General features: G+C 42.4%; 23 protein-coding genes, 1 pseudogene and 1 CRISPR repeat array. Of the genes and pseudogenes, 16 read left to right on the plus strand and 8 right to left on the minus strand.

Annotation, left to right across the window (positions count from 1 at the left end):
* Window positions 1-446: 446 nt before the first annotated feature.
* Together IQ211_RS02270 and IQ211_RS02275 are read right to left on the minus strand one after the other, a co-directional pair.
* Window positions 447-1217: a hypothetical protein gene (locus tag IQ211_RS02270; RefSeq protein ID WP_189758777.1), complete on the minus strand. Its 771-nt coding sequence runs from the start codon at window positions 1215-1217 to the stop codon at window positions 447-449.
* A gap of 11 nt (window positions 1218-1228) precedes the next feature.
* Window positions 1229-1429, minus strand: coding sequence for a hypothetical protein (locus IQ211_RS02275; protein WP_223281615.1), 201 nt, complete (start codon window positions 1427-1429; stop codon window positions 1229-1231).
* 199 nt (window positions 1430-1628) lie between these two features.
* Here IQ211_RS02275 and IQ211_RS02280 point away from each other — a divergent pair.
* Both IQ211_RS02280 and IQ211_RS02285 read left to right on the plus strand, forming a co-directional pair.
* Window positions 1629-1873, plus strand: a pseudogene (locus tag IQ211_RS02280) (IS1-like element transposase); the annotation flags it as partial.
* 792 nt (window positions 1874-2665) lie between these two features.
* A complete protein-coding gene (locus tag IQ211_RS02285) occupies window positions 2666-3016 on the plus strand; it encodes a hypothetical protein (RefSeq protein ID WP_189758778.1) in 351 nt (116 codons plus the stop codon).
* 128 nt (window positions 3017-3144) lie between these two features.
* On the opposite strand, the gene IQ211_RS02290 is transcribed toward IQ211_RS02285, so the two are convergent.
* Window positions 3145-3891: an SDR family oxidoreductase gene (locus IQ211_RS02290; RefSeq protein ID WP_189758779.1), complete on the minus strand. Its 747-nt coding sequence runs from the start codon at window positions 3889-3891 to the stop codon at window positions 3145-3147.
* A gap of 131 nt (window positions 3892-4022) precedes the next feature.
* On the opposite strand from IQ211_RS02290, the gene IQ211_RS02295 reads away from it, so the two are divergent.
* The 5 genes from IQ211_RS02295 to IQ211_RS02315 all read left to right on the plus strand — a co-directional run bounded on the left by IQ211_RS02295 (window position 4023) and on the right by IQ211_RS02315 (window position 9672).
* Window positions 4023-4358: a DUF3761 domain-containing protein gene (locus IQ211_RS02295; RefSeq protein WP_223281617.1), complete on the plus strand. Its 336-nt coding sequence runs from the start codon at window positions 4023-4025 to the stop codon at window positions 4356-4358.
* A 640-nt stretch (window positions 4359-4998) separates the two neighbouring features.
* Entirely contained in the window at window positions 4999-5772 is a 774-nt protein-coding gene (locus tag IQ211_RS02300) for a protein bax (RefSeq protein WP_189758780.1), read from the plus strand.
* Window positions 5773-5932: 160 nt separating this feature from the next.
* The gene (locus IQ211_RS02305; protein ID WP_189758781.1) at window positions 5933-7354 is read left to right on the plus strand and encodes an MBOAT family O-acyltransferase; all 1422 of its coding nucleotides are present in this window, start codon (window positions 5933-5935) and stop codon (window positions 7352-7354) included.
* Window positions 7341-8477 carry an SGNH/GDSL hydrolase family protein gene (locus tag IQ211_RS02310; protein ID WP_189758782.1) on the plus strand — a complete coding sequence of 379 codons (1137 nt, stop codon included), beginning with the start codon at window positions 7341-7343 and terminating at the stop codon, window positions 8475-8477. The genes IQ211_RS02305 and IQ211_RS02310 overlap by 14 nt, the downstream gene beginning before the upstream one ends.
* Window positions 8464-9672: an SGNH/GDSL hydrolase family protein gene (locus tag IQ211_RS02315; protein WP_189758783.1), complete on the plus strand. Its 1209-nt coding sequence runs from the start codon at window positions 8464-8466 to the stop codon at window positions 9670-9672. Before IQ211_RS02310 ends, IQ211_RS02315 begins: the two co-directional genes overlap by 14 nt.
* Before the next feature lie 260 nt (window positions 9673-9932).
* Here the strand turns inward: IQ211_RS02315 and nadS are convergent, their stop codons facing one another.
* The 5 genes from nadS to gntR all read right to left on the minus strand — a co-directional run bounded on the left by nadS (window position 9933) and on the right by gntR (window position 13812).
* A complete protein-coding gene (nadS, locus tag IQ211_RS02320) occupies window positions 9933-10229 on the minus strand; it encodes a NadS family protein (protein ID WP_189758784.1) in 297 nt (98 codons plus the stop codon).
* Window positions 10230-10541, minus strand: a complete 312-nt coding sequence (locus IQ211_RS02325; protein ID WP_189758785.1) for a type II toxin-antitoxin system RelE/ParE family toxin — start codon at window positions 10539-10541, stop codon at window positions 10230-10232.
* A gap of 178 nt (window positions 10542-10719) precedes the next feature.
* A complete protein-coding gene (gene gntU, locus IQ211_RS02330) occupies window positions 10720-12057 on the minus strand; it encodes a gluconate transporter (protein ID WP_189758786.1) in 1338 nt (445 codons plus the stop codon).
* Window positions 12054-12611: a gluconokinase gene (gntK, locus tag IQ211_RS02335; RefSeq protein ID WP_189758787.1), complete on the minus strand. Its 558-nt coding sequence runs from the start codon at window positions 12609-12611 to the stop codon at window positions 12054-12056. The genes gntU and gntK overlap by 4 nt, the downstream gene beginning before the upstream one ends.
* 205 nt (window positions 12612-12816) lie before the next feature.
* Complete coding sequence (gene gntR, locus IQ211_RS02340; protein WP_189758816.1) at window positions 12817-13812, minus strand: gluconate operon transcriptional repressor GntR; 996 nt, start codon at window positions 13810-13812, stop codon at window positions 12817-12819.
* 450 nt (window positions 13813-14262) lie between these two features.
* Window positions 14263-15998: direct repeats of the CRISPR family, unit length 29 nt; unit sequence GTGTTCCCCGTGAGTACGGGGATAAACCG.
* 469 nt (window positions 15999-16467) lie between these two features.
* Here gntR and IQ211_RS02345 point away from each other — a divergent pair.
* From IQ211_RS02345 to cas2e, 9 genes are read left to right on the plus strand one after another with little or no spacing between them, the layout of a single operon-like run.
* On the plus strand, window positions 16468-16866 hold the full coding sequence (locus IQ211_RS02345; protein ID WP_189758817.1) for a bleomycin resistance protein: 399 nt from the start codon (window positions 16468-16470) through the stop codon (window positions 16864-16866).
* Window positions 16867-16918: 52 nt separating this feature from the next.
* Window positions 16919-19669: a CRISPR-associated helicase Cas3' gene (gene cas3 / locus IQ211_RS02350; RefSeq protein WP_189758788.1), complete on the plus strand. Its 2751-nt coding sequence runs from the start codon at window positions 16919-16921 to the stop codon at window positions 19667-19669.
* Window positions 19669-21288 carry a type I-E CRISPR-associated protein Cse1/CasA gene (gene casA / locus IQ211_RS02355; RefSeq protein WP_189758789.1) on the plus strand — a complete coding sequence of 540 codons (1620 nt, stop codon included), beginning with the start codon at window positions 19669-19671 and terminating at the stop codon, window positions 21286-21288. Before cas3 ends, casA begins: the two co-directional genes overlap by 1 nt.
* Window positions 21281-21832 (plus strand): type I-E CRISPR-associated protein Cse2/CasB, encoded by a 552-nt coding sequence (gene casB, locus IQ211_RS02360; RefSeq protein WP_189758790.1) that lies wholly within the window; start codon window positions 21281-21283, stop codon window positions 21830-21832. The genes casA and casB overlap by 8 nt, the downstream gene beginning before the upstream one ends.
* A gap of 41 nt (window positions 21833-21873) precedes the next feature.
* Window positions 21874-22911, plus strand: a complete 1038-nt coding sequence (gene cas7e / locus IQ211_RS02365) for a type I-E CRISPR-associated protein Cas7/Cse4/CasC (RefSeq protein WP_189758791.1) — start codon at window positions 21874-21876, stop codon at window positions 22909-22911.
* A gap of 11 nt (window positions 22912-22922) precedes the next feature.
* Complete coding sequence (gene cas5e, locus IQ211_RS02370) at window positions 22923-23696, plus strand: type I-E CRISPR-associated protein Cas5/CasD (protein ID WP_189758792.1); 774 nt, start codon at window positions 22923-22925, stop codon at window positions 23694-23696.
* The gene (gene cas6e / locus IQ211_RS02375; RefSeq protein WP_189758793.1) at window positions 23683-24357 is read left to right on the plus strand and encodes a type I-E CRISPR-associated protein Cas6/Cse3/CasE; all 675 of its coding nucleotides are present in this window, start codon (window positions 23683-23685) and stop codon (window positions 24355-24357) included. The genes cas5e and cas6e overlap by 14 nt, the downstream gene beginning before the upstream one ends.
* Window positions 24357-25277, plus strand: coding sequence for a type I-E CRISPR-associated endonuclease Cas1e (cas1e, locus tag IQ211_RS02380; protein WP_189758794.1), 921 nt, complete (start codon window positions 24357-24359; stop codon window positions 25275-25277). Before cas6e ends, cas1e begins: the two co-directional genes overlap by 1 nt.
* A 2-nt stretch (window positions 25278-25279) precedes the next feature.
* Window positions 25280-25573, plus strand: coding sequence for a type I-E CRISPR-associated endoribonuclease Cas2e (gene cas2e, locus IQ211_RS02385; RefSeq protein WP_189758795.1), 294 nt, complete (start codon window positions 25280-25282; stop codon window positions 25571-25573).
* The last annotated feature ends 354 nt before the right edge of the window (window positions 25574-25927 follow it).

The raw sequence follows: 25927 nt of genomic DNA on the forward strand, positions 1-25927 counted from the left end.
ACACAAACGCTTAAATATCAAATTATTACAGATATAGCTGCGGAATGTCGGATTTATGGTGAACAAAATATTCCTCGATTCTAACATCGAATCCAGGCACCAAGAGAAATAAAAAAACTATATCTACGGTAAAATATTTATGAAGCCAATAGATAAGTTATCGCAGCCATGGAATCATGTAACCACAGGAATATCCATGTATAGCATATGCTTATTTTTTTTTAGATTTAGGCTTAAATGCAAAATAAGCAGTAAATGAAAGAGCAACAATGATACCTAACACAGTTAACGATCCAACATGATTTGGGAAAACAAAATACGCAAAAATCATCCAAACAAAAACACATCCCCATGGAAGATAAGACCATATGATGTAAGAATAAACATCCCTAAGAAATGACATGATTGTTCTTCTTAACCACCCGTTACTAAACATATCTTAACCCTCACTCATAACCAATAATGTCCATGATAGACACATAAACATCATCTACACTACTCCCTTTACCTTTTTGAATGACAGAAATACCTTTTTTAAATAGTGGTTCAAAAATAAAATACAACATTTCAATATTACTAGCATATAAAGACCAATATAAAGTAGGACACTCTCTTTTTAATTTACTAGCAGATACAGCGGCCTTATCAACATAGCCATAAATTTGAAAACCAAAAGTAATAGCCATTCCCATTTTTCTAAAACCTTCTCTAATAAATGCCTTATTAATCACCGCTATATAAATAGTTTCGGTTATGGCAGACATAATAGCGTTTTTCGTCGCCCCTGATGTTGCAATCTTAGATCCAAAATAAAGCATTATGCTAGAAGAACGAACTAATTTTTCATGAAGATCATTTAAAAAAGGCTCATCATGCGCATGAGGTTCCAATAATTTATCCATATAAATTTCAGCAAATTTTCTTATAACATTATTCTCAAAAATACCTCCATCAATTACCGCACCAATAGCGTCAATCATCCTCTTGTCTTCTTTATTTATTCGCTGATTAACATCCTCATAACCCTCAAAAAAATATGAGGTCCGCCATAAAAGCCTTTGCCCTCCTTTTCCTATATTTCGTACCGTGTCCTTTGCAACATCACGTACCCCATTTATCGCATGCTCTAACCTTAAAGCAAAATCACCCTGAGCTTCCCTTAAAATTCTTTGCGCTTCCAGTATGGCATTTTCATGCCCTCTACTATCAAATTCCATATATACCCCAATCAATGTTTAATTAAATTTTCTTCGAACTTTAATACCAATGTTCTTCCATCTGAAATACGCATATTAATCATCTCAGTTTGGGTTATTGATAACAGCCGAAAACAGAACATCATCATCACCGCCAGTTTGTCTTCGTCTATAGCCTGACTATTGACTAATATTTTTGTTATTTCCTGCATCAATGCTTCTTTATCATCCATACCACACCAATATATTTTATTAAGTAGACACCTAAACATAACATGTTTATATAGAAAAGACCTATGTTAATCAAATGACAATAACACTATGAAATTAAATAAACCCCATTCATAAGGATTAAAATGATCATGATTTCACGGTCACATATCCAATTTGTTGTTTTTTATGTAAAATACCCACTTTTTATAAGGAAATGAGATGACAACTGTAGAAGTGAAGTGTCGATTTTGTCAACAAACTGAATCGGTAAGAAAACATGGCACAGGCCAAGGTGAACGTCAGCGTTATCATTGCCTATCCTGACGTCGCACTTTTCGGCTTGATTATGCCTATCGCGCTTGCCAGGCGGTCATAAAAGAACACGTTGTGGATCTTGCCATGAATAATGCAAGTATCCGTGTACGGCACGGGCACTGCATATCAGTATTAATGCCGTCGTTCGTGTTTAAAAAAATTTGAGGCGAATGATGGAAACCGGTAACTAAAATCATAAGGTGCAAATAGGGGAGTCCATATAAAAGTCGGTTCTAAAGATTGCACAGGCAATCGAGAAGTGATGGCAAGACAGGTCGGACCGTGATCAGGAAACTCTGGTGTCATGCAAGCGCTTATAGCGCGCCGAAATGATAAGAGCCTGGTCAGCGAATTCCATCAGGGACAGAGGCGACGGCCTCAACTAAAGTCCGGATGTATGGCTGCAATCTTAACCGGGTTCTGGTCATGACAAACGATTGTATGGCAAACAAGGGGCGTTCATGTATGCATGACAAAACTATCGGGACTTTTATCGAAATAGAATATTACCTTTAAAGCCAATCAACAAATTAAATGCGTGCCTAATTTATCAAAAACCATTTTACTGAAATAGGTACAAAAACCAATACAATATAATTGTCCATAAATATAAAAACATAGACTACCCCAAAAGCCACATATTAAATTTTTCACCCCTATTTTTAATATCACAGAAAATCGCATAATTATTTATCGAGTTATTTTTTTGCTCTAACATTAGAGATGTATTTCAAAATGGATAAATATCCAGTTATTTTTTGCGAGTTGCTTCGCAAAGAGCGACATTACTGATGGCATATTAGCCAACTAACCGTTAGGGTAGATATTGATTATCAACAATGAATACTATTTAGATGAAAAACACGTATGAATTCGCGGTGCAGTGCGGACAAAATGCTGATAGAGTATCGCAGTATATCCATAACACAAGGAATGTCCAAATGAGCCTTCATGTTTCATTTCGCTATTCTGACATTGGCTTCCCTGAATTAATACTGAACGGCAGTGCACTCAGCGATGCTGGATTTACCGCAAATGAATTATTTCATATCTCACAGTTTTCCAATGGCGTTATTATTTCTCTTGTTGATCCTCACACAGATTTAACCAGTTTAATTAACGAAGTGGAAAATAACCCATACCAAGGAATTGATAATATTCGTGAAAATGGGGATCTTTACATTGCGGGGGACTGGCTAACCATCAGCAATTTAGTGGAACAACCTATTAGCATTGAAATACAACCTGATAAAATTATTCTAAAACCGAAATTGATGGAAATATTAGCATAAAATCATGTATCACGATAAAAATAGCTTTCCATTAATTAGCCGGAAAGAAATATTAAGAAGAATTCCGGCTTTTATATTATCTGATATTAAATACCATCTGATTTAAACAGCACTTTGGACTCTATAGACTATTTTCCACCAGCCAAATCAATAAAATTGCCTGTAACATACGACGATTCATCAGATAGCAGCCATGCAATGGCCTGAGCAACTTCTTCCGGTTGTCCACCCCGTTTCATAGGCAAAGAATCTTTGATCCTTTCAACGCGTTCAGGCTCTCCACCATCGGCATGCATTTCGGTATAGATGAATCCAGGGCGCACAGCATTTACCCTGATCCCCTGCGCAGCCACCTCTTGCGCCAACCCAATTGTCAGTGTATCAATGGCCCCTTTTGATGCCGCATAATCAACGTATTCATGGGGAGAACCTAGTCGAGCGGCAGCGGATGAAACATTGACGATGACACCACCTTGTCCACCATGACGCAAAGCCATTCTTTTAACCGCTTCACGCGCACAGAGAAAGGCGCCAGTGACATTAGTGGCAAAAATTTCATTTAGCCTCTCTGCCGTCAACTGTTCAATGGTGGCTTGAGGCTTTAAGATCCCAGCATTATTCACTAGTCCAAAAATATACCCCAACTCTTTTTCCGCTCTTTGGAACAGTGCTATCACTTGCTTTTCATCCGCAATATCCACCTGAACCGCAATTGCTGACTGCCCAAGAGCACGGATCATATCCACCACTTCATAAGCACTGTCTCTGCGGTTACGATAGCCAATGCAGATATGGTGCCCCTGTTTCGCCAAGCAAATTGCTGTGGCCTTACCGATGCCACGGGAACCACCAGTAATGATCGTTACTTTTTTCACAATGCCATCCCATATTCGATTTGCGTTATTTTTTAACTCGTTATGTAAAATTTGCAATCATAACATTCAAAACTATACTCCAAACTGCAAGAGTCGATTTCGAGTTTCAGTACTCTAATCAGAGGAACTATATGATGAAAAGCTTGAAGTTATCAGTTGCAGCATTACTGGTGTTGTTTTCAAGTGCCACACTTGCAGCGCCAGCGGTATCAACCTCAGCCGAAGCCGCCTCAAAAACAGCAACGGCAGTAGAACAAAATGTTAAATCAGCCAAAAATAAAGCTAATTCATTAGAGAAGAAAGTGACCAAAAAAGTAAAAAATCAAAAAGTATCAAAGAAGAAAAATAGAAATAGCTCAGCCAAAAAAGGCGCTAATACAGCTCTTTGTAAAGATGGTAGCTATAGCAAGAGTAAATCCCGTAGAGGAGCCTGCTCTCGCCACGGTGGTGTCGCTAAATGGCTGTAAAGTTTGATTGATTTTTCATCATGCATAATTAGGGAGCTTCGGCTCCCTAATTATTTTTTTGAATATTTTCCATTAAATTAATCAATTATCATGCGAAAAATAAGAGAAAACTGATTCCCCAATCAGAAATAATTTCACCATTATGGTGTTAATGGTTATATTTTCTTGGACAAGAAAATATTGCCTTTTATATTTTATAAACTTCAACTTCTCATACTAAAATTCAGATAAAAAACTCAAAATCAGCCAGAAAAATAGATAAAAAAACATAAACAATAAAATAATTTACAGTAACTCCAACAAAGCAAAAATTCACATACTAACGAGAGTCAAATGAAAATTGAAAATATTTAATTAATAACATATAGTTAAATAAAGACAATTCATCAAATCAAGTTACATAAACAGGCAATATAGCACCATAAAATATGACATAGATAACCCTGTTTACCCGATAAGATCATAATATTTATTACATTAATTTACTATACAAAGTAAAAAGTATAGATATTTGTCAGTAGGATGCTAATATTCATTACAGAAATGAAACTTATGAATGACGAATAACAGTAGCCATATATTGTTTGCTCTGCTAATATTCGTTTAATTTTTATCCAGAGTAATAAAAAGAGGAGAAGCAATGCCCTCTCTAATGATGAGGACAAATGCGGTCTTCGCTTTCTTTATCTCATTAATCTTTATCGGTCTGAGCCATGCCTCGACCAGTACCTCAAAAATGCAAGAGTATTCTCACAATGGCATGCAGATAAGTTTGCCTGATTTGCGACAATACCCTTCAGGTACACCTCGGAAGAAAGCGTTTTTAAATATTATTGTCCCTGTAATTGATCAACATAATCAAAAGATTATGCAAGACCGCAAATGGCTCCTGTCACACCAAAAGAATCATCATTGGTCTGTACAGGATAGTTACCGATTGAAAAAGATCTGCATGGATTATAAAATGACCTGCAATTCGCCAAGACAGGTTAATTGGAGCAAGTTATTAAGTCGGGTTGATATTATTCCCACCCATTTTGTTGCCACTCAAGCAGCGGCTGAATCGGGTTGGGGAACGTCAGAACTTGCCAAAAAAAATAATAATCTGTTCGGAATGCGCTGTAGTGCTTGCAACAATACGAAAGGAAAAGTCAAAGGTTATTCAGTTTACCCTACTGTTAATGCTTCCGTCGTTGCTTATATGAAAAACCTGAATACGCACCGTGCTTATGAGTCACTGCGTTCTTCACGTGCAACGCAGAGAACAACTCAGGAGCCGCTGAATATCAGTAAGCTGATTGATAATCTTAATGGTTATTCTGAACTGGGATCTGCCTATAATCGCTATTTACATCGGGTATTTAATCGCAACAAGGATCTGATCTCACAAGCGCAAGAATTGGCTATCCAATAACACTTCCCTCCACAATCCACATTGTATTAATTACAATGTGGACTCTTTTTTATAATCTGTCTTTGTATTATCTACTGTAAACATCGACAAATTCCATACTATAATGCACTTCAGAATTACATTCTTTCTCCCAACGATAAATGCTTAACCAGAGCCTAATATGAATTTCTTCTCTTTTGAGTTCCTTGGATCGTTTGTTATTCTGCTACTTGTCTATTGGCTTTTACAAAAAACGCCCAGACTACAGAATGGCGTGTTAATTTTAGCGAGTTATTTATTTGTATTCTCTTTTGCCGCGAAATTCGCCTACATTTTATTCGCCTATACCCTGTTTATTTACTTTTTGGCCAATGTTCTTAGTCGTTATTTATCTAATAAGATGATATTTACACTACTGACATTCGGGATCTTTGGCTGTTTCACTGTTTTCAAATATTACTCTTTCTTTCAAGAATCGATTCAACACGTATTGGCTAATGCTGGGATCAACGTGGAACTCCCTGTCCTTGAATTGCTGATACCACTGGGATTGTCATTTTATGCGTTCCATTCGGTCAGCTATGTTGTATCGGTATGCAAGAAAGAGCTGCCTGCCGCACCACTGTATGATGTCATATTGTATCTTTGCTTTTTTCCCAGCATTGTCGCCGGACCGATTAATCGAGCCAAAGATTTTCTGCCACAGATTCAGGCAACGTCGAGAATGGTACTGGAACCATTGAAGGCGCTATTGTTGATTGCTATCGCCATCGTAAAACTCTTTTTACTCAGCGCTACGCTCTCTGAGTATCTCGTGAATCCCGTTTTTGAAGATCCGATTAGCCATCATGCAGGGCAAGTCCTTGTGGCAATTTATGCTTATGCCTGGAATATCTACTTTAACTTTTCCGGCTATACCGACCTTGTCACAGGTATCGCTCTGCTATTAGGTTACCGAGTGCCACGCAATTTTGATGCCCCTTATTTGGCTGAAAACTTACAGGTATTTTGGCGTCGCTGGCATATCAGCCTGTCAACATTCATCCGTGATTATGTCTACATTCCATTAGGCGGTAACAAAAAAGGCGTATTCCGCAAGAACTTAAATATATTCACCGCTATGGTAATTTCTGGCCTATGGCATGGTGCAGGTCTTAGTTTTATTATTTGGGGCGCCATTCATGGATTAGGGTTAATTCTGCAAAATATTAAAAATGCCCTGCTCCCTATGGCAAAGAAACAGAGGGAACTACAAGCCAAAAGTCCACTTGCATTATTTTTATCTCGTGTTGTGACGTTCCATTTTGTTTGCTTTGCATGGATCTTTTTCCGTAGCCCAACGTTTAATGATGCGCTGGCAGTATTAAATCAACTGTTCTCTGGCGACACATTTGCCTCCCTGTTATCCAGCAGGTCGCTATTAATGGTTTTCTGGGGTTCCTTTATTATCTACCCCTGGTTGGTGAATTTCAGACACAAAATTGAAAAAAACTATAACCTGATTTCCTGGGTTTATTACCCAATTCCCTTAGCCCTGATCCTCACATTGGTATTTATTTTGTCACCTTCAGGAATGCCAGGATTTATCTATGCCAACTTCTGAATTTACCTCTAACCTTAAAAAAGTCGGGCAAGTGATTTGTGCCGTGGCATTAACCAGCTTAATGTTAATTTGGCTTAATCAAGATTCGTTAGATAATTTCTGGCAACAGAAATATCACCGCAATAGTCCCTGGACATCTCTCAAGGGGGAACCGTGGTGGGATTTGGGGAATAATGTGCAGCAAGGTTCCATTGCTGCCAGTAAAACTTTTATGGCATATGCGCAGGGTAAATATCAGGTTACCCCGTCATCAGCCATGAATATTGATAACCGGCAAACAATATTTCCTCCTGATTTTCAGGTTGGCTTGCGTTTTCTTGAAGGTTACGTGTATCCCATCGAAAACCTCTCTTTCACCTTTCCTGAACTACTGAACAAAAATATTAAACTCGTTCAGTCTTCTTTACCGCCAAATAGTTCAGCAGAAAATCCGCTTGTTGAAATTGTCCAAAAAACCCATGCGAATTTGGGCGTAAAAGATAAGGTGTTATTTGCCGGTGATTCAATGATGCAGGGCGTAGCCCCACATTTAAAACGTCGACTGTTTCAGCAATATGGCATATCCAGTATTAACTTAAGTAAACAAAGTACAGGGTTATCTTATCCTGGCTTCTTTGATTGGCCAAAAACGATTAACGATACATTGAGGACTCACCCTGACATTAAGTTGGTGATGATATTTTTAGGTCCAAATGATCCATGGGATATTCCTTCAGGACACGGAGGCCCTTATTTGAAATTCGCCAGTGAAAACTGGGAGGATCTTTATCGTCAACGAATTGAATCCATCTTAAATGACGCTCGCCAACATCAGGCTGATGTTATTTGGGTTGGACCACCGAATATGCGCCAGAAAAAACTTTCCAACAGGGTGTCTTACCTTAATAAATTGTACCAAACTGAGGTAGAAAAAAAGGGAGAAATCTATGTTGCGGTTAATGATATGTTCAAATATCAGTCAGATAATTATTCAGACTATATTGGCGATGGCAGCAGCACCATCAAACTCCGCAGCGGAGACGGTATCCATTTCAGTTTGAAAGGGCAACAAACTATTGCGGATTATCTATTTTCATTGATCACATTTACTCAGGAGCCAGTTAAAGAAAATGCAACCATTTAACATGTTCCGCAGATTTTATCGGATAGTGGGTGCAAGTCTGGCTATCGCGCTCTCAATAAGCCTGTTATCGTGCAAGGGAGAAAAATCGCAGCCTGCATCGGAGCTCCAAGCAACACATATATATCGTCAACAACAATTGACGAATTTTGGTGATCCCAATTTCACGCTATTAACAGATAAATTACGTCACAGCGATACTCGCCAACTCCATTTTGTACAATTGGGTGATTCACACACGGCTGCCGATTTCTTTACCGGTAAGTTGCGCAGTTTATTACAGAATCATTATGGTGACGCAGGGCCAGGTTTTATTCCTCCAATGAGCATTCCTGGTCAGCGTAACGCCTTAATACAATTCTCTGAGGATAAAACCGGTTGGTGGCTTTCCAGCAGCCGCAAGGAAAATCGGGCTGATTATCCATTGGGTGGGTTTATCGCCATTCCCGAAAGTACCAGGAGTGCGATACAAATCAAGTCTTCCTCTGCTCGTGGCGAATACTGGTTGAGTGCACTCTATCAATCCCATACAGCGACTCAAATCAAAATGCCATTTACCACCATAGAGTTACCCGCAACACAAAGTGAATGGCATTTCTCACCAGAACAGGGCGTCAGTTTCCCCATCAATCTCTATCCACAGGATACACAATTGAAAATCGGCGGCTGGCTGATAAAGCGTCAAAACCCTGGCATTATGTTATCTGCATTGGGGATTAATGGCGCCACTATTAATATGCTGGATAAATGGCAACCGCAATGGATTAATACGCTGGCACAGATAAAACCGGATATGGTTTTTCTCGCCTATGGCACCAATGAAGCCTTTAACGATTCATTGGATTTGGTTGCTTATCAGAAGGATTTGACAGCTAAAATACAAGAGATCCGCAGAGCCATACCGCAAGCCGTTATCCTGCTGATTGGGCCGAATGATTCGCTAAAAAATAAAACTGCGGCAAGCTGTGAAGAGCAGCAACCTGCCTTACTTGATCATGTGATTCAGATCCAACAAACCGTTGCCAAACAACAGCACACCCTGTTTTGGGATTGGCGGGAATATATGGGGGGGCCATGTTCGATCAGAGGATGGGAACAGCAAAACCTCGCTCGTCCTGATTACATTCACCTTTCCGCAGACGGTTATGAACGCAGTGCCGAAGCGCTTTATACGCAGTTTATGGCATTGATTGAATAATTAAAGTGCCCTATGTAAGTCGTAACAGTTTTTAAATAAAGCGGTTATACCAATCTCCCTGCGTAACGGGAGATATAAAACGCATCTTAAAAGGCGATTGGTATATTAGTGATTGCGGTTGGTAAGCGAGCAGGAAATAAGATTTATTTAGCAGCTAATGAGGGGAATAGTGTAAAACAGCACCTTATGATGGATAAGGTGCCATGAAAAATCGCTTAAAAAGGCTACCACCATTGCGATTAATACTGATATGCAACAACTTAATTCGTACCGGAAAGTGCTGGCAATACATGTTCAGGATCACGTTCAATAGCGCGCAAAAGTGCTTTTGCAGGACCTGTAGGCTGGCGGCGTCCTTGTTCCCAATTTCTCAATGTATCAACATTCACTGAAATCAGTTTTGCAAATCCAGTCTGGGACAATCCCGTCGATTGTCGAATCTTCTTGACTTGCACAGCTACCACATGTGTTTCACGTGAAGGTTCACGAGTACCATCAATAATTTCATTCATTTGCGTCATACTTTCAGTTAGACGCTCAAACAATTTTGCATCCATTTACCACCTCTCATTGAGATCGCGTAATATCTTTTTCTCTTGTTCTGTTAGATTATCTTTAATCCCTTTTCTATAGATTAACAATAATCTTATCTGTGAATCAGATAATTTGTAGTAATAAATGACTCTTACGCCACTGCGCTTTCCTTTTCCATAGGAACTCCATCGAATTTTTCTAAGTCCACCAGTATTAGGAATAACTTGACCAAATTCAGGCTGAATAGCCAAAAATGTCTGAAATTCGCGATAATCATCATCTGTTAATAATTGAACTACATCATCTGTAAATATTTTTGTTTCAATAAATAGCATTACTGTCGTTCAATGAACCATGGATAAAATCTATCCTATCACCCAAAAGCTATAAGTCAATGACTGACACTCAATTATAGAAACAACAAAACCTATGTCGAGAAGTTAGGAGAATTAATAAAAAAGCACCTTAATTCATATCATAAGGTGCCATGAAAAATCGCTTAAAAAGGCTTCATCACAACATAGCGAAATAGATCATACCAACCATCGCGCCGGTTGTGCCGAGAATGGTTTCCATTACCGTCCAAGTTTTTAGGGTTTGTGCTTCTGTCGCACCAGTAAACTTACCGAACAGCCAGAAACCAGAATCGTTCACATGGCTAAGAACCAAAGAGCCACCGGCAATACATACTGACAACGCGGCCATTTGCGCACCGGAATAGCCTAACTCGCCAATCACTGGCAGAACCAATCCTACCGTGGTCAAACATGCGACAGTTGCTGAACCTTGAATCACACGCACCGCTCCCGACAAAATAAAACACGCCAGCGCGATTGGCAGGCCGGCACCGACCAACGCATTACCCAATGCTGGCCCAACACCTGAATCCACCAGCACTTGTTTGAAGACACCACCTGCACCTGTCACCAGCAGAATAATTCCCGCAGGTTGAATCGCTGCAGAGCAGACCTCCATGACTTTCTCTTTGCCCATACCACGACGGATCGCCAACCCGTAAATTGCCACCAGACAAGCAAGCAAAATAGCAATGAAAGGATGACCAAGAAATTCCAGCCAATGATATAGCGTTGATTGCTGATCAACAAAACGTGCACCAATGGTTTTCAAGCCCACCAATATCAATGGGAATAATACCAATGCCAAGCTGAAGGCAAAGGAAGGCATCTGACTTTTGCCAATACTTGGTGTCCCCAGATCTTTGGGTAAATCCAGTGTCACATATTTGCTGATAAAATTACCGTATATCGGGCCAGCCAATAACATGCCGGGAATGGCGGCGCTCAAGCCAATCAATATCATCCAGCCAAAATCGGCTCCCATCTGGGAAGCCAGCATCATTGGCACTGGCCCCGGAACCAAAAACGCGGCCGCCGCCGCAACACCTGCGAACAATGGAAGCGCCAGTTTCACGACATTGCCATTGGTGCGACGCGCAACGGCAAATACCACGCCAATCAATAACACAACCGCCACATCAAAAAACAGTGGTAATGCACAGACAAAACCGGCAACACCCAACGCATAGTTAGCCCGCTTTTCACCGAAACAACTCAACAGTTTCACGGCAATCTGGTCAAGGGCTCCCGTTTCATGCAAGATCTTGCCAAACATTGCGCCAAGAGCCACAACAATGGCAAGAAAACCCAAAGTGCCCGCCATGCCGTCCTGCATTGTCTGGGTGATTTTCTCCAGTGGCATACCAGAAAAAATTCCTGCCCCCACGGAAACTATCATCAAGGCAATAAATGCCTGTAACCTGGCTTTCATCACCAAAAACAATAATAAGAGAACAGAACCGACAGCTGTCAAAACCAGAGTTACAGTGCTCATGAACATCCCTCACTAATACAGTTAATGGATTGAATATGGTCAATAGCTTTAATCGCATTTTTGATGACTTCATCAAGATCGGGTGTGATATCAATGTGATGGACATCTTTTTCATCACTGGTCGGCTCTTCCAGTGTCTCAAATTGTGAGATGAGCATTTGTGGTTTAAAGAAATGTCCTTTGCGTGCTTTCAGGCGGCCTTCGATTAAATCAAAATCCCCTTTCATATAGAGAAACGACAGGTTTTGATTGCCATCACGCAACATATCCCGATAATTTTTTTTCAAGGCAGAACACACGAGCAGGGAGATAGAATTGGTGCGCTGCATGGCAAAAATGGCGTCATTGAGTGCCTTCAACCATGGCCTGCGATCATCATCATTCAAGGCGTGGCCCAGTGCCATTTTTGTAATATTGGCACGGGGATGAAGGAAGTCTCCATCCAGAAACGCAGCCCCTAGTTTACGGGCAACACCACTGGCAACCGCTGATTTACCGCTGCCGGATACCCCCATCAATACAAAAACATGGTTTGGTTGTTGGGTATCACCCATATCAAACTCCTTTACACAGATCTGACTGCTTATATATCCATTTGATTGACACTAAAAAATTAGCAGGGAATATTATTCATGGAATGTTATCGGTAACATTAGCAGCAGAGCTGGATGGTGGGCAATCAATCAGGACCATCAAAAAAGGAAAATGTGAGGCTTATCGCAATTGAAAATGGGAAAGCATCATTTTGAGCTACAAAAATTAAACACTTTCACCCAATGAAAGGGTAAAGCCAACATCGATCAGAGTTTGTTCCAGCTTTTCCCCTCTCAAACGAGTAAGCAAGGATTCCGCAGCCCTGCGTCCCATTAAGTCACGAGGCGTCAACACACTGGCAAGCTTGGGAGTCATTACCTGGCCGACATCATGACCATGAAAGCCAGCTATCGCAATCTCTTCCGGTACTTTAATCCCCTGTCGCTGGCACTCGAAAATTGCCCCGATGGCGATATCATCATTAGTACAAAACAAACCATCAATTTCGGGATATTTCTGACAAGATTCCTGCAAAAGTTGCGCGCCTAACGAATAAGAAGAGCTGACTGGTGTCATCATTTTTCTCGGTTGAAGCCCAGCATTAAACATCGCCATTTCAAACCCTTGCAAACGGATCATCGTTCGCTCATCCTGCCGTGCACCGAGGTAAATAATGTTTTTGCAACCGCGTTCGATCATTGCCATCGTCATCTGACGAGCTGCTGCAAAATTATCGATTCCTACTGCAATATCAAGGCAAGGCGATACACTGTCCATCAATTCAACTACGGGTATGCCTACTGTTTGCAACACCTTTAACGTTTTGGGGGTATGCGTGCGTTCAGCCAGAATCAGGCCATCAATATTGTAAGCAAGCAAGGAGAGTAAACGTTCTTCTTCTTTCTGGGCAGAATAACCATAGTGGGCGAGCATGGTTTGATATCCATTGCGATCAGTCACATGCTCAATACCACGGATAACTTCAGCGAAGACCTGATTGGTCAAGGAAGGAAGCAAAACACCTATTGCACGGCTGGTGGAATTAGAAAGAATATCGGGTACACGGTTGGGGATATAGCCGAGTTGCTCCACAGCTTCCGCTATTCGTTTTCCCAACGCTTCAGAAACCTGATCGGGATTGCGTAAAAAACGGCTGACCGTCATTTTTGTGACCCCAACGAGGTCGGCAACATCTTGTAAAGCTGGGCGTTTTTTCTTCATTTTCAATGTAATACAATCAGTTATTGATAGGTGCAGAGGAATAACTTGCGGTTTTAACATATTTATACATCATTACAACACGCTTTCTGGTGAAAAATGCCAATATACTCGCATCTTGTTTAGCAGTAATTACTGAAATTGTGATGACTTACACGCGTTTGAGTGAATATTCCAATCTGTTGCTAACATCCCCACCGCACAACACAATAGTTTTCATAACTCTTACTCTCTTTGTTGTTGAGTTAAGGCCAACAGGTTCTTTTGCGATTTCTGCAATAGGAATCTCATAAGTTGGTAAATAAGAGTTAAGAATATGAATTAAATGCGATCTACATTACAGATGGTAAATCAGAAAAATGAACGGGAAAATTTGGCTAACTTTATAGGCTAAAAAATGGTAGAATTTTTCGGCCCTAAAAAGATTTTATAAAACAGATAGATAAAATTAGGGTGTTCCCCGTGAGTACGGGGATAAACCGAACGTGCACGCAAGGCCGCTGAACGTGATGCAGTGTTCCCCGTGAGTACGGGGATAAACCGAACAAGTGGAGGAATGACATCATGACAGCAAAGTGTTCCCCGTGAGTACGGGGATAAACCGGCAAAGATTTAAATAGCGAAGATTTCAGAAGAGTGTTCCCCGTGAGTACGGGGATAAACCGCTATTTAGATGCCGAAGAGATCTCAGCCAGCAGTGTTCCCCGTGAGTACGGGGATAAACCGAAATTCAGGGTCGTTATTATTGGCCTAATGAAGTGTTCCCCGTGAGTACGGGGATAAACCGCTGTAGCCCGCCTCGCAGCGCGTATCGACGCCGTGTTCCCCGTGAGTACGGGGATAAACCGCTACCGGGGTAACAGCGATAGCATTGCCAGCAGTGTTCCCCGTGAGTACGGGGATAAACCTTTAGTGAATTCACGGCAGCAGAAATCCGCTCGTGTTCCCCGTGAGTACGGGGATAAACCGTTCGGGTGAGCGGCTTTAAACCACAGATTGACGTGTTCCCCGTGAGTACGGGGATAAACCGAGTTGATCCGCTTTGAACCCTACACCCTAAGTGTGTTCCCCGTGAGTACGGGGATAAACCGAGATATGCAGGACGCCGTTCGGGGTTTTAGGCGTGTTCCCCGTGAGTACGGGGATAAACCGCCGTTCATATATGCCTCTATTATTAAAAAACGGTGTTCCCCGTGAGTACGGGGATAAACCGCCAATCAGATTAAGCTTATTCAAAATCCATTTGTGTTCCCCGTGAGTACGGGGATAAACCGATATGCCGCGTTGGTATCTGATGGAAGAATTGGTGTTCCCCGTGAGTACGGGGATAAACCGGTTATTATATCCAAAGGTTATCACATGGGGCGGTGTTCCCCGTGAGTACGGGGATAAACCGGGTGTTTCTTTTTCCTACACTCAGGGCGACGGGTGTTCCCCGTGAGTACGGGGATAAACCGTTTCTCAATCTGTAATGACATATCGATGTGATGTGTTCCCCGTGAGTACGGGGATAAACCGTTAGTTTGTCAGATATCGGTCGGGCTAATTCCGTGTTCCCCGTGAGTACGGGGATAAACCGGCAACTACATTCAGTTCGATGGCAAAACATGGGTGTTCCCCGTGAGTACGGGGATAAACCGGCAACTACATTCAGTTCGATGGCAAAACATGGGTGTTCCCCGTGAGTACGGGGATAAACCGTATAGAACTCGCCGCTGGATGTGGTTGTTGTAGTGTTCCCCGTGAGTACGGGGATAAACCGATAATCTGTGTAAAGCCAAAGTGATCACAAATGTGTTCCCCGTGAGTACGGGGATAAACCGAAAGTACCGGAAGCCGCAGCGCAAAGGAGCGAGTGTTCCCCGTGAGTACGGGGATAAACCGTTTATGTACTCCACCTTGTTCAAACGGTTCCAGTGTTCCCCGTGAGTACGGGGATAAACCGTCTGATCTTGCTGTTATCAAATCAAACTATGCGTGTTCCCCGTGAGTACGGGGATAAACCGCTACTGGCTATTAGAAGTTGATGACCAAGATAGTGTTCCCCGTGAGTACGGGGATAAACCGCCATGAACGATAATGCCTACGATACATCAAACGTGTTCCCCGTAAGTACGGGGATAAACCGCCCTGTCCGCATGGACATACGGAGCGATTTGTGTGTTCCCCGTGAATACGGGAATAAACACTTACTTGGATAACAAAATCATACACTTTAGAGACTTGAAAATATAATTGGCGCAAAAAGTCACTAAAAGCACTACTGGCTTCAAATCCCATTAAAACTATAAACAAACTTCAACAAGAAATTAGATACCTGAAACGAAAAGCAACCTATCAAGATAAGACATTATCAGATAATTCCACTCAGAAATTATTACAGGATAACCATAAAGAGAATCATCAAAATTTAGCTCATTATGATGCTATAGGATTTCCATCACTAACGGTTCACATAATCCTGAATGTGATCAATATTCCATATAAGATAAAATGTTAGTGATAACATAATATAAAATAGGTTAAATTCTCCAAATCCGTTGTTAATGCAGTGGATTTAACTAATTTTTTAAGTAGCTCGCTATTTTAAAAAATATAATCACCCAGGAAAACACTTTGAACGCTAATAATGCAACAGAAATAACTTACTGGAATCGTATGGTACCAGAACTTACCGTGACCAATTTTGCAGCTTCACTTGATTTCTATCAAAAAATATTAGGGTTCGAAATATTAATTCGTCGAGAAAATCCTGATTTTGTTTATTTAGGATTAGGTGAAGCACAATTAATGCTGGAAGTATTTCATGACGATGGTTGGAATACTGGAGAACTTAATAGACCATTAGGGCGTGGTATTAATTTTCAAATTGAAGTCGATAACATTATGTCAATCCTGGAAAACCTGAAAATTAACGAAATCGAACTTTATCGACCACTGGAAGATAATTATTATTGCATAGGTGATACCACAATCTGTCAGAGGGAATTTCTCGTTCAAGATCCAGATGGTTATTTACTTCGATTTAGTCAATATATAGAAAATGCAGAAGATTAATGACAAACCATTAATATAGGCAAGTTATAATTTTATTTACTCATGAGAGCATATGACTAATTTAATCAATAACTTTAATTACCTCACACGATATTGGGGAAAAGCTAAAAAGAATCCCTATTCTAACGAAAATTATCATCTCCTGGCCTATCACTGCTTAGATGTCGCCGCAGTAGGTCAATTATTATTGGCGCCACATAAGAAATTAACGCAAGATCTCGCAAATTTTTTGGGATTATCACCAGAATCATTACAAAATCTATTTTCTTTTTTTCTGGTACTGCACGATATCGGCAAATTTGCTTCTGCATTTCAGCAATTATATTCCCAAGAAGATACTGATCTAATTAAACCAAAACAATACTCCCCCTATGACTCCAGACATTTCAGGCATGATCGGTTAGGGCTATTTTTCTGGAAAAAAATTCAGGATGACGTACTGCTGGCTTTAGTGGGAGATGACAGCCTGCAATTCAGTGAAGATAAACAAAAGAAACAAGCCCTGAAAACGTTAATGGTTTTGATGCAGTGTATGCTTGGTCATCATGGTAAACCCATTGATGACGATAGTTGGAACGCAATTACCGATTTTACCGAGTCCCAAAATGTTATTGATGCAACGGCGTTCACTCATGATCTTCTGACACTTTTTCAACCTCATCTACCATTGGCAAAACTGCTTTCAAAAGAGTGGCGGCGCAAACTACAACAAGTGAGTTGGCAACTTGCCGGTATTGTCGTGCTGGCGGACTGGGTAGGCTCTGACTGTTATCATTTTCGTTATCAAACCAAAGCCCTTCCGCTGGCAGAATATTGGCAGCTTACGCAAGAACAAGCCCAAATCGCCTTAGATGGTATTGATATCCATAACACTCCCGTGATATCGCCTTATACTTCTATCGAGGAGTACTACCAATTTTCACCAACCCCATTACAAAAATGGGCGGAAGAAGTCCCGATTGATGATTCCCCACAACTTTTTATTCTGGAAGACGTTACGGGCGCAGGCAAAACAGAAGCCGCCCTCGCTCTGACTCACCGCTTAATGCAAACTGGTGCTGCGGACGGTTTCTATTTTGGTCTGCCAACAATGGCGACCTCCAACGCCATGTTTGGCCGAATCGCCAAACACTATCACCATATGTTTGATACAGAAAACGGCAAACTACCTAGTCTCGTTCTCGCGCACGGTGCACGTGAAATGAATGATAATTTCCGTGACATCATCCTGACGTCTGAACATAACGACAGTGATTACACCAGAGACGATAGCACTGCGACAGCACAGTGCCACCGATGGTTAGCCGATTCTAATAAAAAAGCCCTATTGGCATCGGTGGGGGTAGGTACTATCGATCAGGCATTACTTGCCGTTTTACCGAGAAAATACCAGTCGCTTCGATTGATTGGATTAAATCGCAAAGTATTGATCTTTGATGAAGTACACGCCGCCGATGAATACATGTTTGCATTGCTGGAAAGTGTATTAAGTCTGCACCTGCACCAGGGTGGTTCCGTGGTATTACTGACTGCTACACTTTCCTTGAAACAGCGCCAACGACTGGTGGATATCTGGTTATCTGCCAGCGGCATACCGCCACAGAAATTGCAAAAAACGGCCTTTCCACTGGCAACCCATGTCACGTTAAATCCAGAAGCTCCATTGGTTGAAACGCCCCTGCACAGTCGTCCAGATGTCAGCCGTACTGTCACCGTAAAAACGGTGAATCATCTGGATGAATGTGTACAAATCGCCCTCAACGCCGCTCAAAATGGGCAATGTGTGGTTTGGGTTCGCAATTCAGTGGATGATGCACTCCATGCTTTCCGGCTTATTCAGGCACAAATGGCTCAACCGGAAAATTGCCTGTTGTTCCACAGTCGCTTTATTTTGCATGACCGAAAAAAGATCGAAAATCGTGTGCTGGCAATCTTTGGTAAAGAAAGCAATCGGGAAGATAGGCAAGGCAATATCCTGATTACTACGCAAGTCTTTCAGGAGAGCCTTGATGCAGATACGGATGTCATGATCTCTGATATCTGCCCGATTGATGACTTGATTCAGCGGGTTGGTCGTTTGCACCGCCATACTCGTAACGCAAATAGTGAATACAAGCAAGGTATTACCGATAGCCGCTCTGCGCCTGAATTATATCTTCACGCCCCAGAATGGGATGATCAACCCAAAGCGGATTGGCTGAGCAAAGATTTTCGCAATACCCAATATGTTTATCGTTCAGCCGGACGTTTATGGCTTGGTTTACGCGAACTCCTGCGCTTGGGAGCGATTCGTATGCCTGCTGAGGCGCGAACCTTGATCGAAGCCGTTTACGGTGAAGATGCTGATGAACAGATCCCTGATGCACTCAAATACAAAGATAACGAAGCCATAGCGGAAGGGCTGAGCAAAGATGCCGCAGCACGATCACAAGCCCTGCAATGGCAGCGCTATGAATATAGCAAACGCAGTGCCCGTGGTTGGTATGACGATGACAGCGATATCAGCACCCGATTTAGCGATATCGAAACGGTGAGCGTGCTGCTTGTCAAACTGACTGAAAATGGGGAATTAATACCGTGGGTAGAGGATGAAAAATTTCCTGTCCAATTAAGTATTATCAAAATATCAAAAAACAAATTTGCCGATAAGCTGCAACCCATACCAGAGTCCCTTTCTCAAACCGTGGAGCGGTTACAGGATAAATTCAAGTCCGTCAAATACCTGCAAATCTGGCTGCCAGAGAGTGACCCGCATTTTACTTATGATCCCAACATTGGTTTTTATCCCAAGCAGGAGGCGTAATGAACCTCGTTAAAGACGCATGGCTGACTTTTAGAATGAAAGATGGCAGTGAGAAAAAGCGACCTCTGACGGCAATCTGCGATCCTACCGTTGTCGATTTTGTACTGCCACGGGCTGATTTTCAGGGTGCCGCTTACCAACTGGCCATTGGTTTGCTGCAAACCGCTTTTGCTCCTGAAGATGAAGACGAATGGTATGAGTTTTATCAACAAGCCCCTACCCAAGCGGACCTACAAACTGCATTTAATCGAGTAGAACATGCTTTTAATCTGACAGGGCATGGTCCTCTGTTTATGCAGGATCTTGATTCGTTAGCAGAAAGGAAACCCACCAGCATTTCAGGATTGTTAATTGAATCGCCGGGTGAAAAAACATTGAAGGATAATACTGATCATTTTATTAAACGCAGCCAATGTGAAGTCATTTCCCCTGAAATGGCCGCCATTGCCCTATTCACACTACAGATTAACGCGCCTGCCGGCGGTGTTGGACATCGTGTCGGGTTACGGGGAGGTGGTCCACTCACGACCTTGATTCAGCCACAAGAACCGGATGCTTCGCTATGGCAAAAACTTTGGTTGAATGTCATTAATCGGGAACATTGGCCTTACCCCGATCCTGATCTCAATAGCCCAGACGTTTTTCCTTGGTTGGGTAAAACTCATAACAGCCAAAAAGCAGGAACAGAAATTTACGCACATAATGTCCATGAACTGCATATGTATTGGGCCATGCCACGGCGGATCCGGCTGGAGATAGAGGATAAGCCCGCCATCTGCCAATTAACAGGGCAAGCAACTCACCCATCCGTTTCGGGTTATCGTACCCAAAACTATGGCAACAATTATTCTGGTACCTGGCAACATCCTCTAACCCCCTATCGGTGGAATCCGAAAAAACCGGATGAAGAGCACCTTTCTATCAAAGGGCAACCCGGGGGTGTGACCTATAAGATCTGGGATAGCCTGACTTTTTCCGATGATAAACAGGGGCAACAGGCAGCCCAGGTTATCGACCATTTTAGCCAGATCAATGATTATTTTGCCGATGAACAAAGTTCCACCCCTCGGTTATGGGTTTTTGGCTATGATATGGACAACATGAAAGCCCGCGGTTGGTATTCCACCACCCTGCCTCTGTTTTCCATGCCGATTGAAAAGAAAGATGCCGTTTTCCGGCGCGTCAAAACACTACAAAACCTCTCTGCCAATGCATTGACGCAGTGTCGTACCCAGATCAAAAACGCGTGGTTCCGTCGCCCGAATGAGATAAAAGGCGATATGTCATTTATTGATGCGACTTTCTATCAACGCACCCAGACTGCCTTTTTTAAGGCTGTTCAACAGATTGTCAGCAGCCAGCATAAAGCATCTTCCCTCTCCACCGAAGACGCTAAAACCTGGCTCTACCAACTTAGAAATACCTGCTTTGATCTCTTTGATGAGTTCGTGCTGTCAGAAGATACCGATCCCGAAAAACTCATCGAAAAGATCGAGGCGCGACAAATTCTTACCAGGTGGCTGATAGGTTCGAAAGATATCAAGTCATTTATGGCAGAGCACAATATAGAAATCCAATCATCCAAGAACAAGAAGAAGGGGGAAATTATCAATGAATAACCTAAGTGAAGGTCGTTTACTACGCTGGTGGGAAAGCATGTTTTTATCCTCCGAAGAATTGAAGAAAAAAGAGATCCTCCCTGCACCAACGCTCTTTAAAGCTGAATTAAAGCGTTGCCAAGATATTGAGGCAGCAACGCTAACCGAAGGTTTTCGCGCATTATGGTTCAGCTTACCTGAAGATATTATCAAAGAAGCTCAGCAACAGACTGTTACGCGATGGGCGATGATTGCCGTCACGCTGGTGTATGTCAAAACCAACACCACCACTAATCTGGCAACTGCCGCAGGCACCAAAACGGAAAATGACAAGCCGATTGTCAGTACACATCGCTTTGCCCAATTGCAGGCAGCCAAAACACCCGATGAATTTATTATGCGTTTGCGGCGCATCCTACAACAACTGAAAGGCCAAGTTTCCGTGTTATCCCTCGCCAAAGATATTGAACAATGGTTGAGAGAGTACCACCAGCCAAGAGCATATCGAGCCAATAAACGCCTCTGTGTGCAATGGGCGATGGATTACTACAAGGCCGCTAAATAACGCCAATAATTAGCCACTTTTAATCTAATAAGGTATTTTAAATGAGCCAATTTATTCAGCTACATCTGTTAACCTCCTACCCCCCTGCCAACCTGAACCGCGACGATCTCGGACGCCCAAAAACCGCCAGAATGGGCGGAGCGGAGAGATTAAGAATTAGTTCTCAAAGTTTGAAACGTCACTGGCGGATCTCTGACCTGTTTCAGGATGCTCTCACTGAGCACCTTGGTTTTCGTACCAAACGCTTTGGATTTCAGGTTTATCAACGCCTGCTTACTGGAGGAATCAAAGAGAAGCAAGCAACTGAATGGGCTTCTGCCATTGCGGAAGTTTTTGGCAAAAAGAAAAAAGATGAACCCTTGGAAATTGAACAGCTAGCTCATATCAGCCCGGCAGAAAAAGAGGCGACCTTTGCATTGGCCGATAAACTTATCACCGAAAATCGCGCACCAACCAAGGAAGAGCTGAATCTGTTGAGCAGAGAAAAAACCGCCGTAGATATTGCATTGTTTGGCCGTATGCTGGCATCCAGCCCTGCCTATAATGTGGAAGCAGCCTGTCAGGTTGCCCACGCTATCAGCGTTCACAGTGTTGCGGTGGAAGATGACTATTTTACCGCTGTTGACGATCTCAATGCGGGCAAAAACGATTCCGGTTCGGCTCATATTGGCGAAACTGGCTTTGCGGCTGCTCTGTTCTACAGCTATATCTGTATCAACAAATCTTTATTAATCGAAAATCTGTCAGGTAATGAAACCCTGGCGAATCAAGCCATCGCAGCCCTGACAGAAGCCGCTATTAAAATCGCCCCATCCGGTAAACAAAACAGTTTCGGCTCCCGTGCCTATGCCAGCTATGTGTTGGCGGAAAAGGGAGAATATCAGCCTCGCTCCCTGTCTGTTGCATTCTTAAAGCCCGTTGATAGCGAAGATCAGGCAACCGATGCCATCAAAGCGTTAGAAAATCAGAGAGAAAACTTCGATAACGTTTATGGTGCTTGTGCTGACACGCGCTATAGCATCAATGCCGTCACGGGTAAAGGCTGTTTTGCTGAGCTACTTCAATTCGTTACTGAATAAAAGAGGCCAATATGAAGACTTACCTGGTCTTTCGTTTATATGGGGCACTAGCCAGTTGGGGAGTAGAAGCGGTCGGTGAAAACCGGCCGACCGGCACTTATCCAACCCGTTCGGCTATTCTGGGGTTATTAGGTGCAGCACTGGGCATCCGGCGCGATGATGAAACACAACTTATGGCATTACAGCAGAGTGTCAAAATCGCCATCAAACAGAGCGTTTCCGGTTTATTGATGCGGGATTACCATACCTCCCAGGTTCCTTCGCAAGAGAAAAAACAGTCTCATCCAACCCGTAAAAGTGAGTTACGTGATAAATCCAAATTAAACACCATACTGTCTTCACGCGATTATCTTACTGATGGTGTGTGGATTATCGCGATTTCCTTGACCGAGCAGGCCAGTTTCGCTCTTTCTGCCTTGCGTGATGCGCTGATAAAACCCATTTTTACGCTGAGTCTTGGGCGAAAATCCTGCCCTCTTGCACTTCCGATGATGCCGCAACTGACAGAATACCCGTCATTAAAAGCCGCCCTTGATACGCCTTTTCCTCTCTTGCCTTATCAATCAGAAAAGGCCAATCACTATTATTGGCAGCGTAATCATGATGTCGTGAGTTATTTCTGGGAAGGAGATAAAGACGAGATCACGATCCCTGATACGACAATACTGACGCATCAACTTTGGGATGAGCCACTATCACGTAGCCGCTGGCAGTTTACGCAACGCACGATGCACCAATTATCGTTCCAGTTATCAGTCGTGGAGGGAACACATGTATCTGTCTAAAGTCACCTTGCACCCTTCTGCTTACTCTATACAAGCACCGTCACGAAAAAAGACGAAGAATGATGTCTATGCTTCCCACCAACTCTTGTGGCAATTGTTTACGGAGCAAGAAGAACGCAATTTCCTTTTCAGGCAAGAGATGAGCTTAAGTGGCAGACCTGAATTTCTTGTGTTGTCCACAACCGCACCGATAGCCAATTCCTCGCGGTTCCAGATTCAGACCAAGTCTTTTGCCCCTCAATTACATAATGGACAAAAACTGGCGTTCAAACTCCGCGCGAATCCCACTGTCTGCCTCACAAATAAAAACTCAGGCAAACAGCTGCGCCATGATGTGTTGATGCACGCCAAGCGTCAGACAAGACATGCTGGTAGCTCAGGAGACCTTGAATCAGCAATGATGCAGGCCGCCCAAACCTGGATACAAGATGAAAAACGGCTGGCTAATTGGGGAATTCGCTTTGATTTTGCTCCGGATATTGAACGTTATACCCAACATCGCAGCTTTAAAGCCTCTGGCCAGAAGGTGGCATTTTCCAGCGTAGATTTTCAGGGTGTGCTCACTTTGTCAGATAGCGAACTTTTCCTTGAGCAATACCAGAAGGGATTTGGCAGGGCAAAATCCTTTGGTTGTGGGCTAATGCTGATAAGGGCACTGTAATGGCATTTATTCCATTAAAACCCATTCCCATCAAGGACAGGAATTCAATGATCTTTATTGGTATGGGACGTATTGATGTCAAAGATAATGCGTTTGTTGTGATTGATGAAGTCAACGGCGAACGTATGCATATTCCCGTCGGCTCCCTTGCTTGCATTATGCTGGAGCCAGGTACCCGCATTAGTCATGCTGCGGTAAAATTGGCATCTACCACCGGAACATTGCTTATTTGGGTGGGAGAAGCCGGTGTCAGACTCTATTCCGTAGGACAGCCAGGCGGTGCGCGTTCAGACCGGCTGCTTTATCAGGCTAAATTAGCACTGGATGAGGATTTAAGGCTCAAGGTTGTCCGCAAAATGTTTGAATTACGTTTTGGTGAACCTGCTCCCCAAAAACGCAATGTCGAACAGCTTCGGGGCATTGAAGGTGCCCGCGTCAGGAAAACCTATCAAATATTGGCAAAACAATATGGCGTAAAATGGCACGGGCGCAATTACGATCATACTGATTGGGATAAGGGTGATCTCATCAACCGCTGCATTAGTGCAGCAACCTCATGCCTATATGGAGTGACCGAAGCCGCTATTCTGGCGGCGGGTTATGCACCTGCTATTGGTTTTCTGCATACTGGCAAGCCTTTGTCATTTGTCTATGATATTGCAGATATCTTAAAGTTTGATACCGTCGTGCCTATTGCATTTAAAGTTGCTGCCACCAATAGTATTGCTCCTGACAGGCAAGTCAGAATTGCTTGTCGTGAAAAATTCAGGACAGACAAAATTCTGAAACGCCTTATTCCCTTAATTGAAGAAGTGCTTGCGGCGGGCGAAATTTCCCCACCGCTTCCTCCTGCTGATGCACAACCCCCGGCGATTCCCGAACCCATTTCTATCGGTGACATTGGACACAGGAGTCAATAGAGATGAGTATGACGGTGGTCGTAACAGAAGCTGTTCCTCCTCGATTACGGGGGCGGCTGGCTATTTGGTTACTGGAAATACGGGCAGGGGTTTATGTGGGTAATATATCCCATAAAATCAGGGAAATGATTTGGCAACAAATCACGGAGCTGACCGAAGATGGAAATGCAGTTATGGCATGGCAGACCAACACCGAATCTGGATTTGATTTTCAGACCTTTGGTGAAAACCGAAGGGAACCGATAGATTTTGATGGCCTGCGTTTAGTGAAATTTAAACCACTTTCTGAGGATTAGTTTGGGTATTCCCTGTAGGTACAGGGATAAACCGCAAACGCTGATTGTAGAACGAGACAAAAACAAATATTCCCCATAGGCTCAATGAATAATTCCAATATGAAAAACATAAAAAAAATTAATATAAATTAAATAAGATAATAGAAAACCAAAAATAAGATTATCAATTGTCGTTTAACAATGGCTTATTGTGATAAGTCATGTAAATAATAAATAAAATTAAAACCGTTATAGACTATCTTCTTATTTTAAGTAACCGAAATAAAAATCAATATAAGAAATAATTGCAATATAAATTAATTATTTTTACTAACATCTGGAGAGATAAAACTCGCTCTATTTGACGATAAAACA

This window comes from Xenorhabdus griffiniae, assembly GCF_015163655.1.
Taxonomy (GTDB): domain Bacteria; phylum Pseudomonadota; class Gammaproteobacteria; order Enterobacterales; family Enterobacteriaceae; genus Xenorhabdus; species Xenorhabdus griffiniae.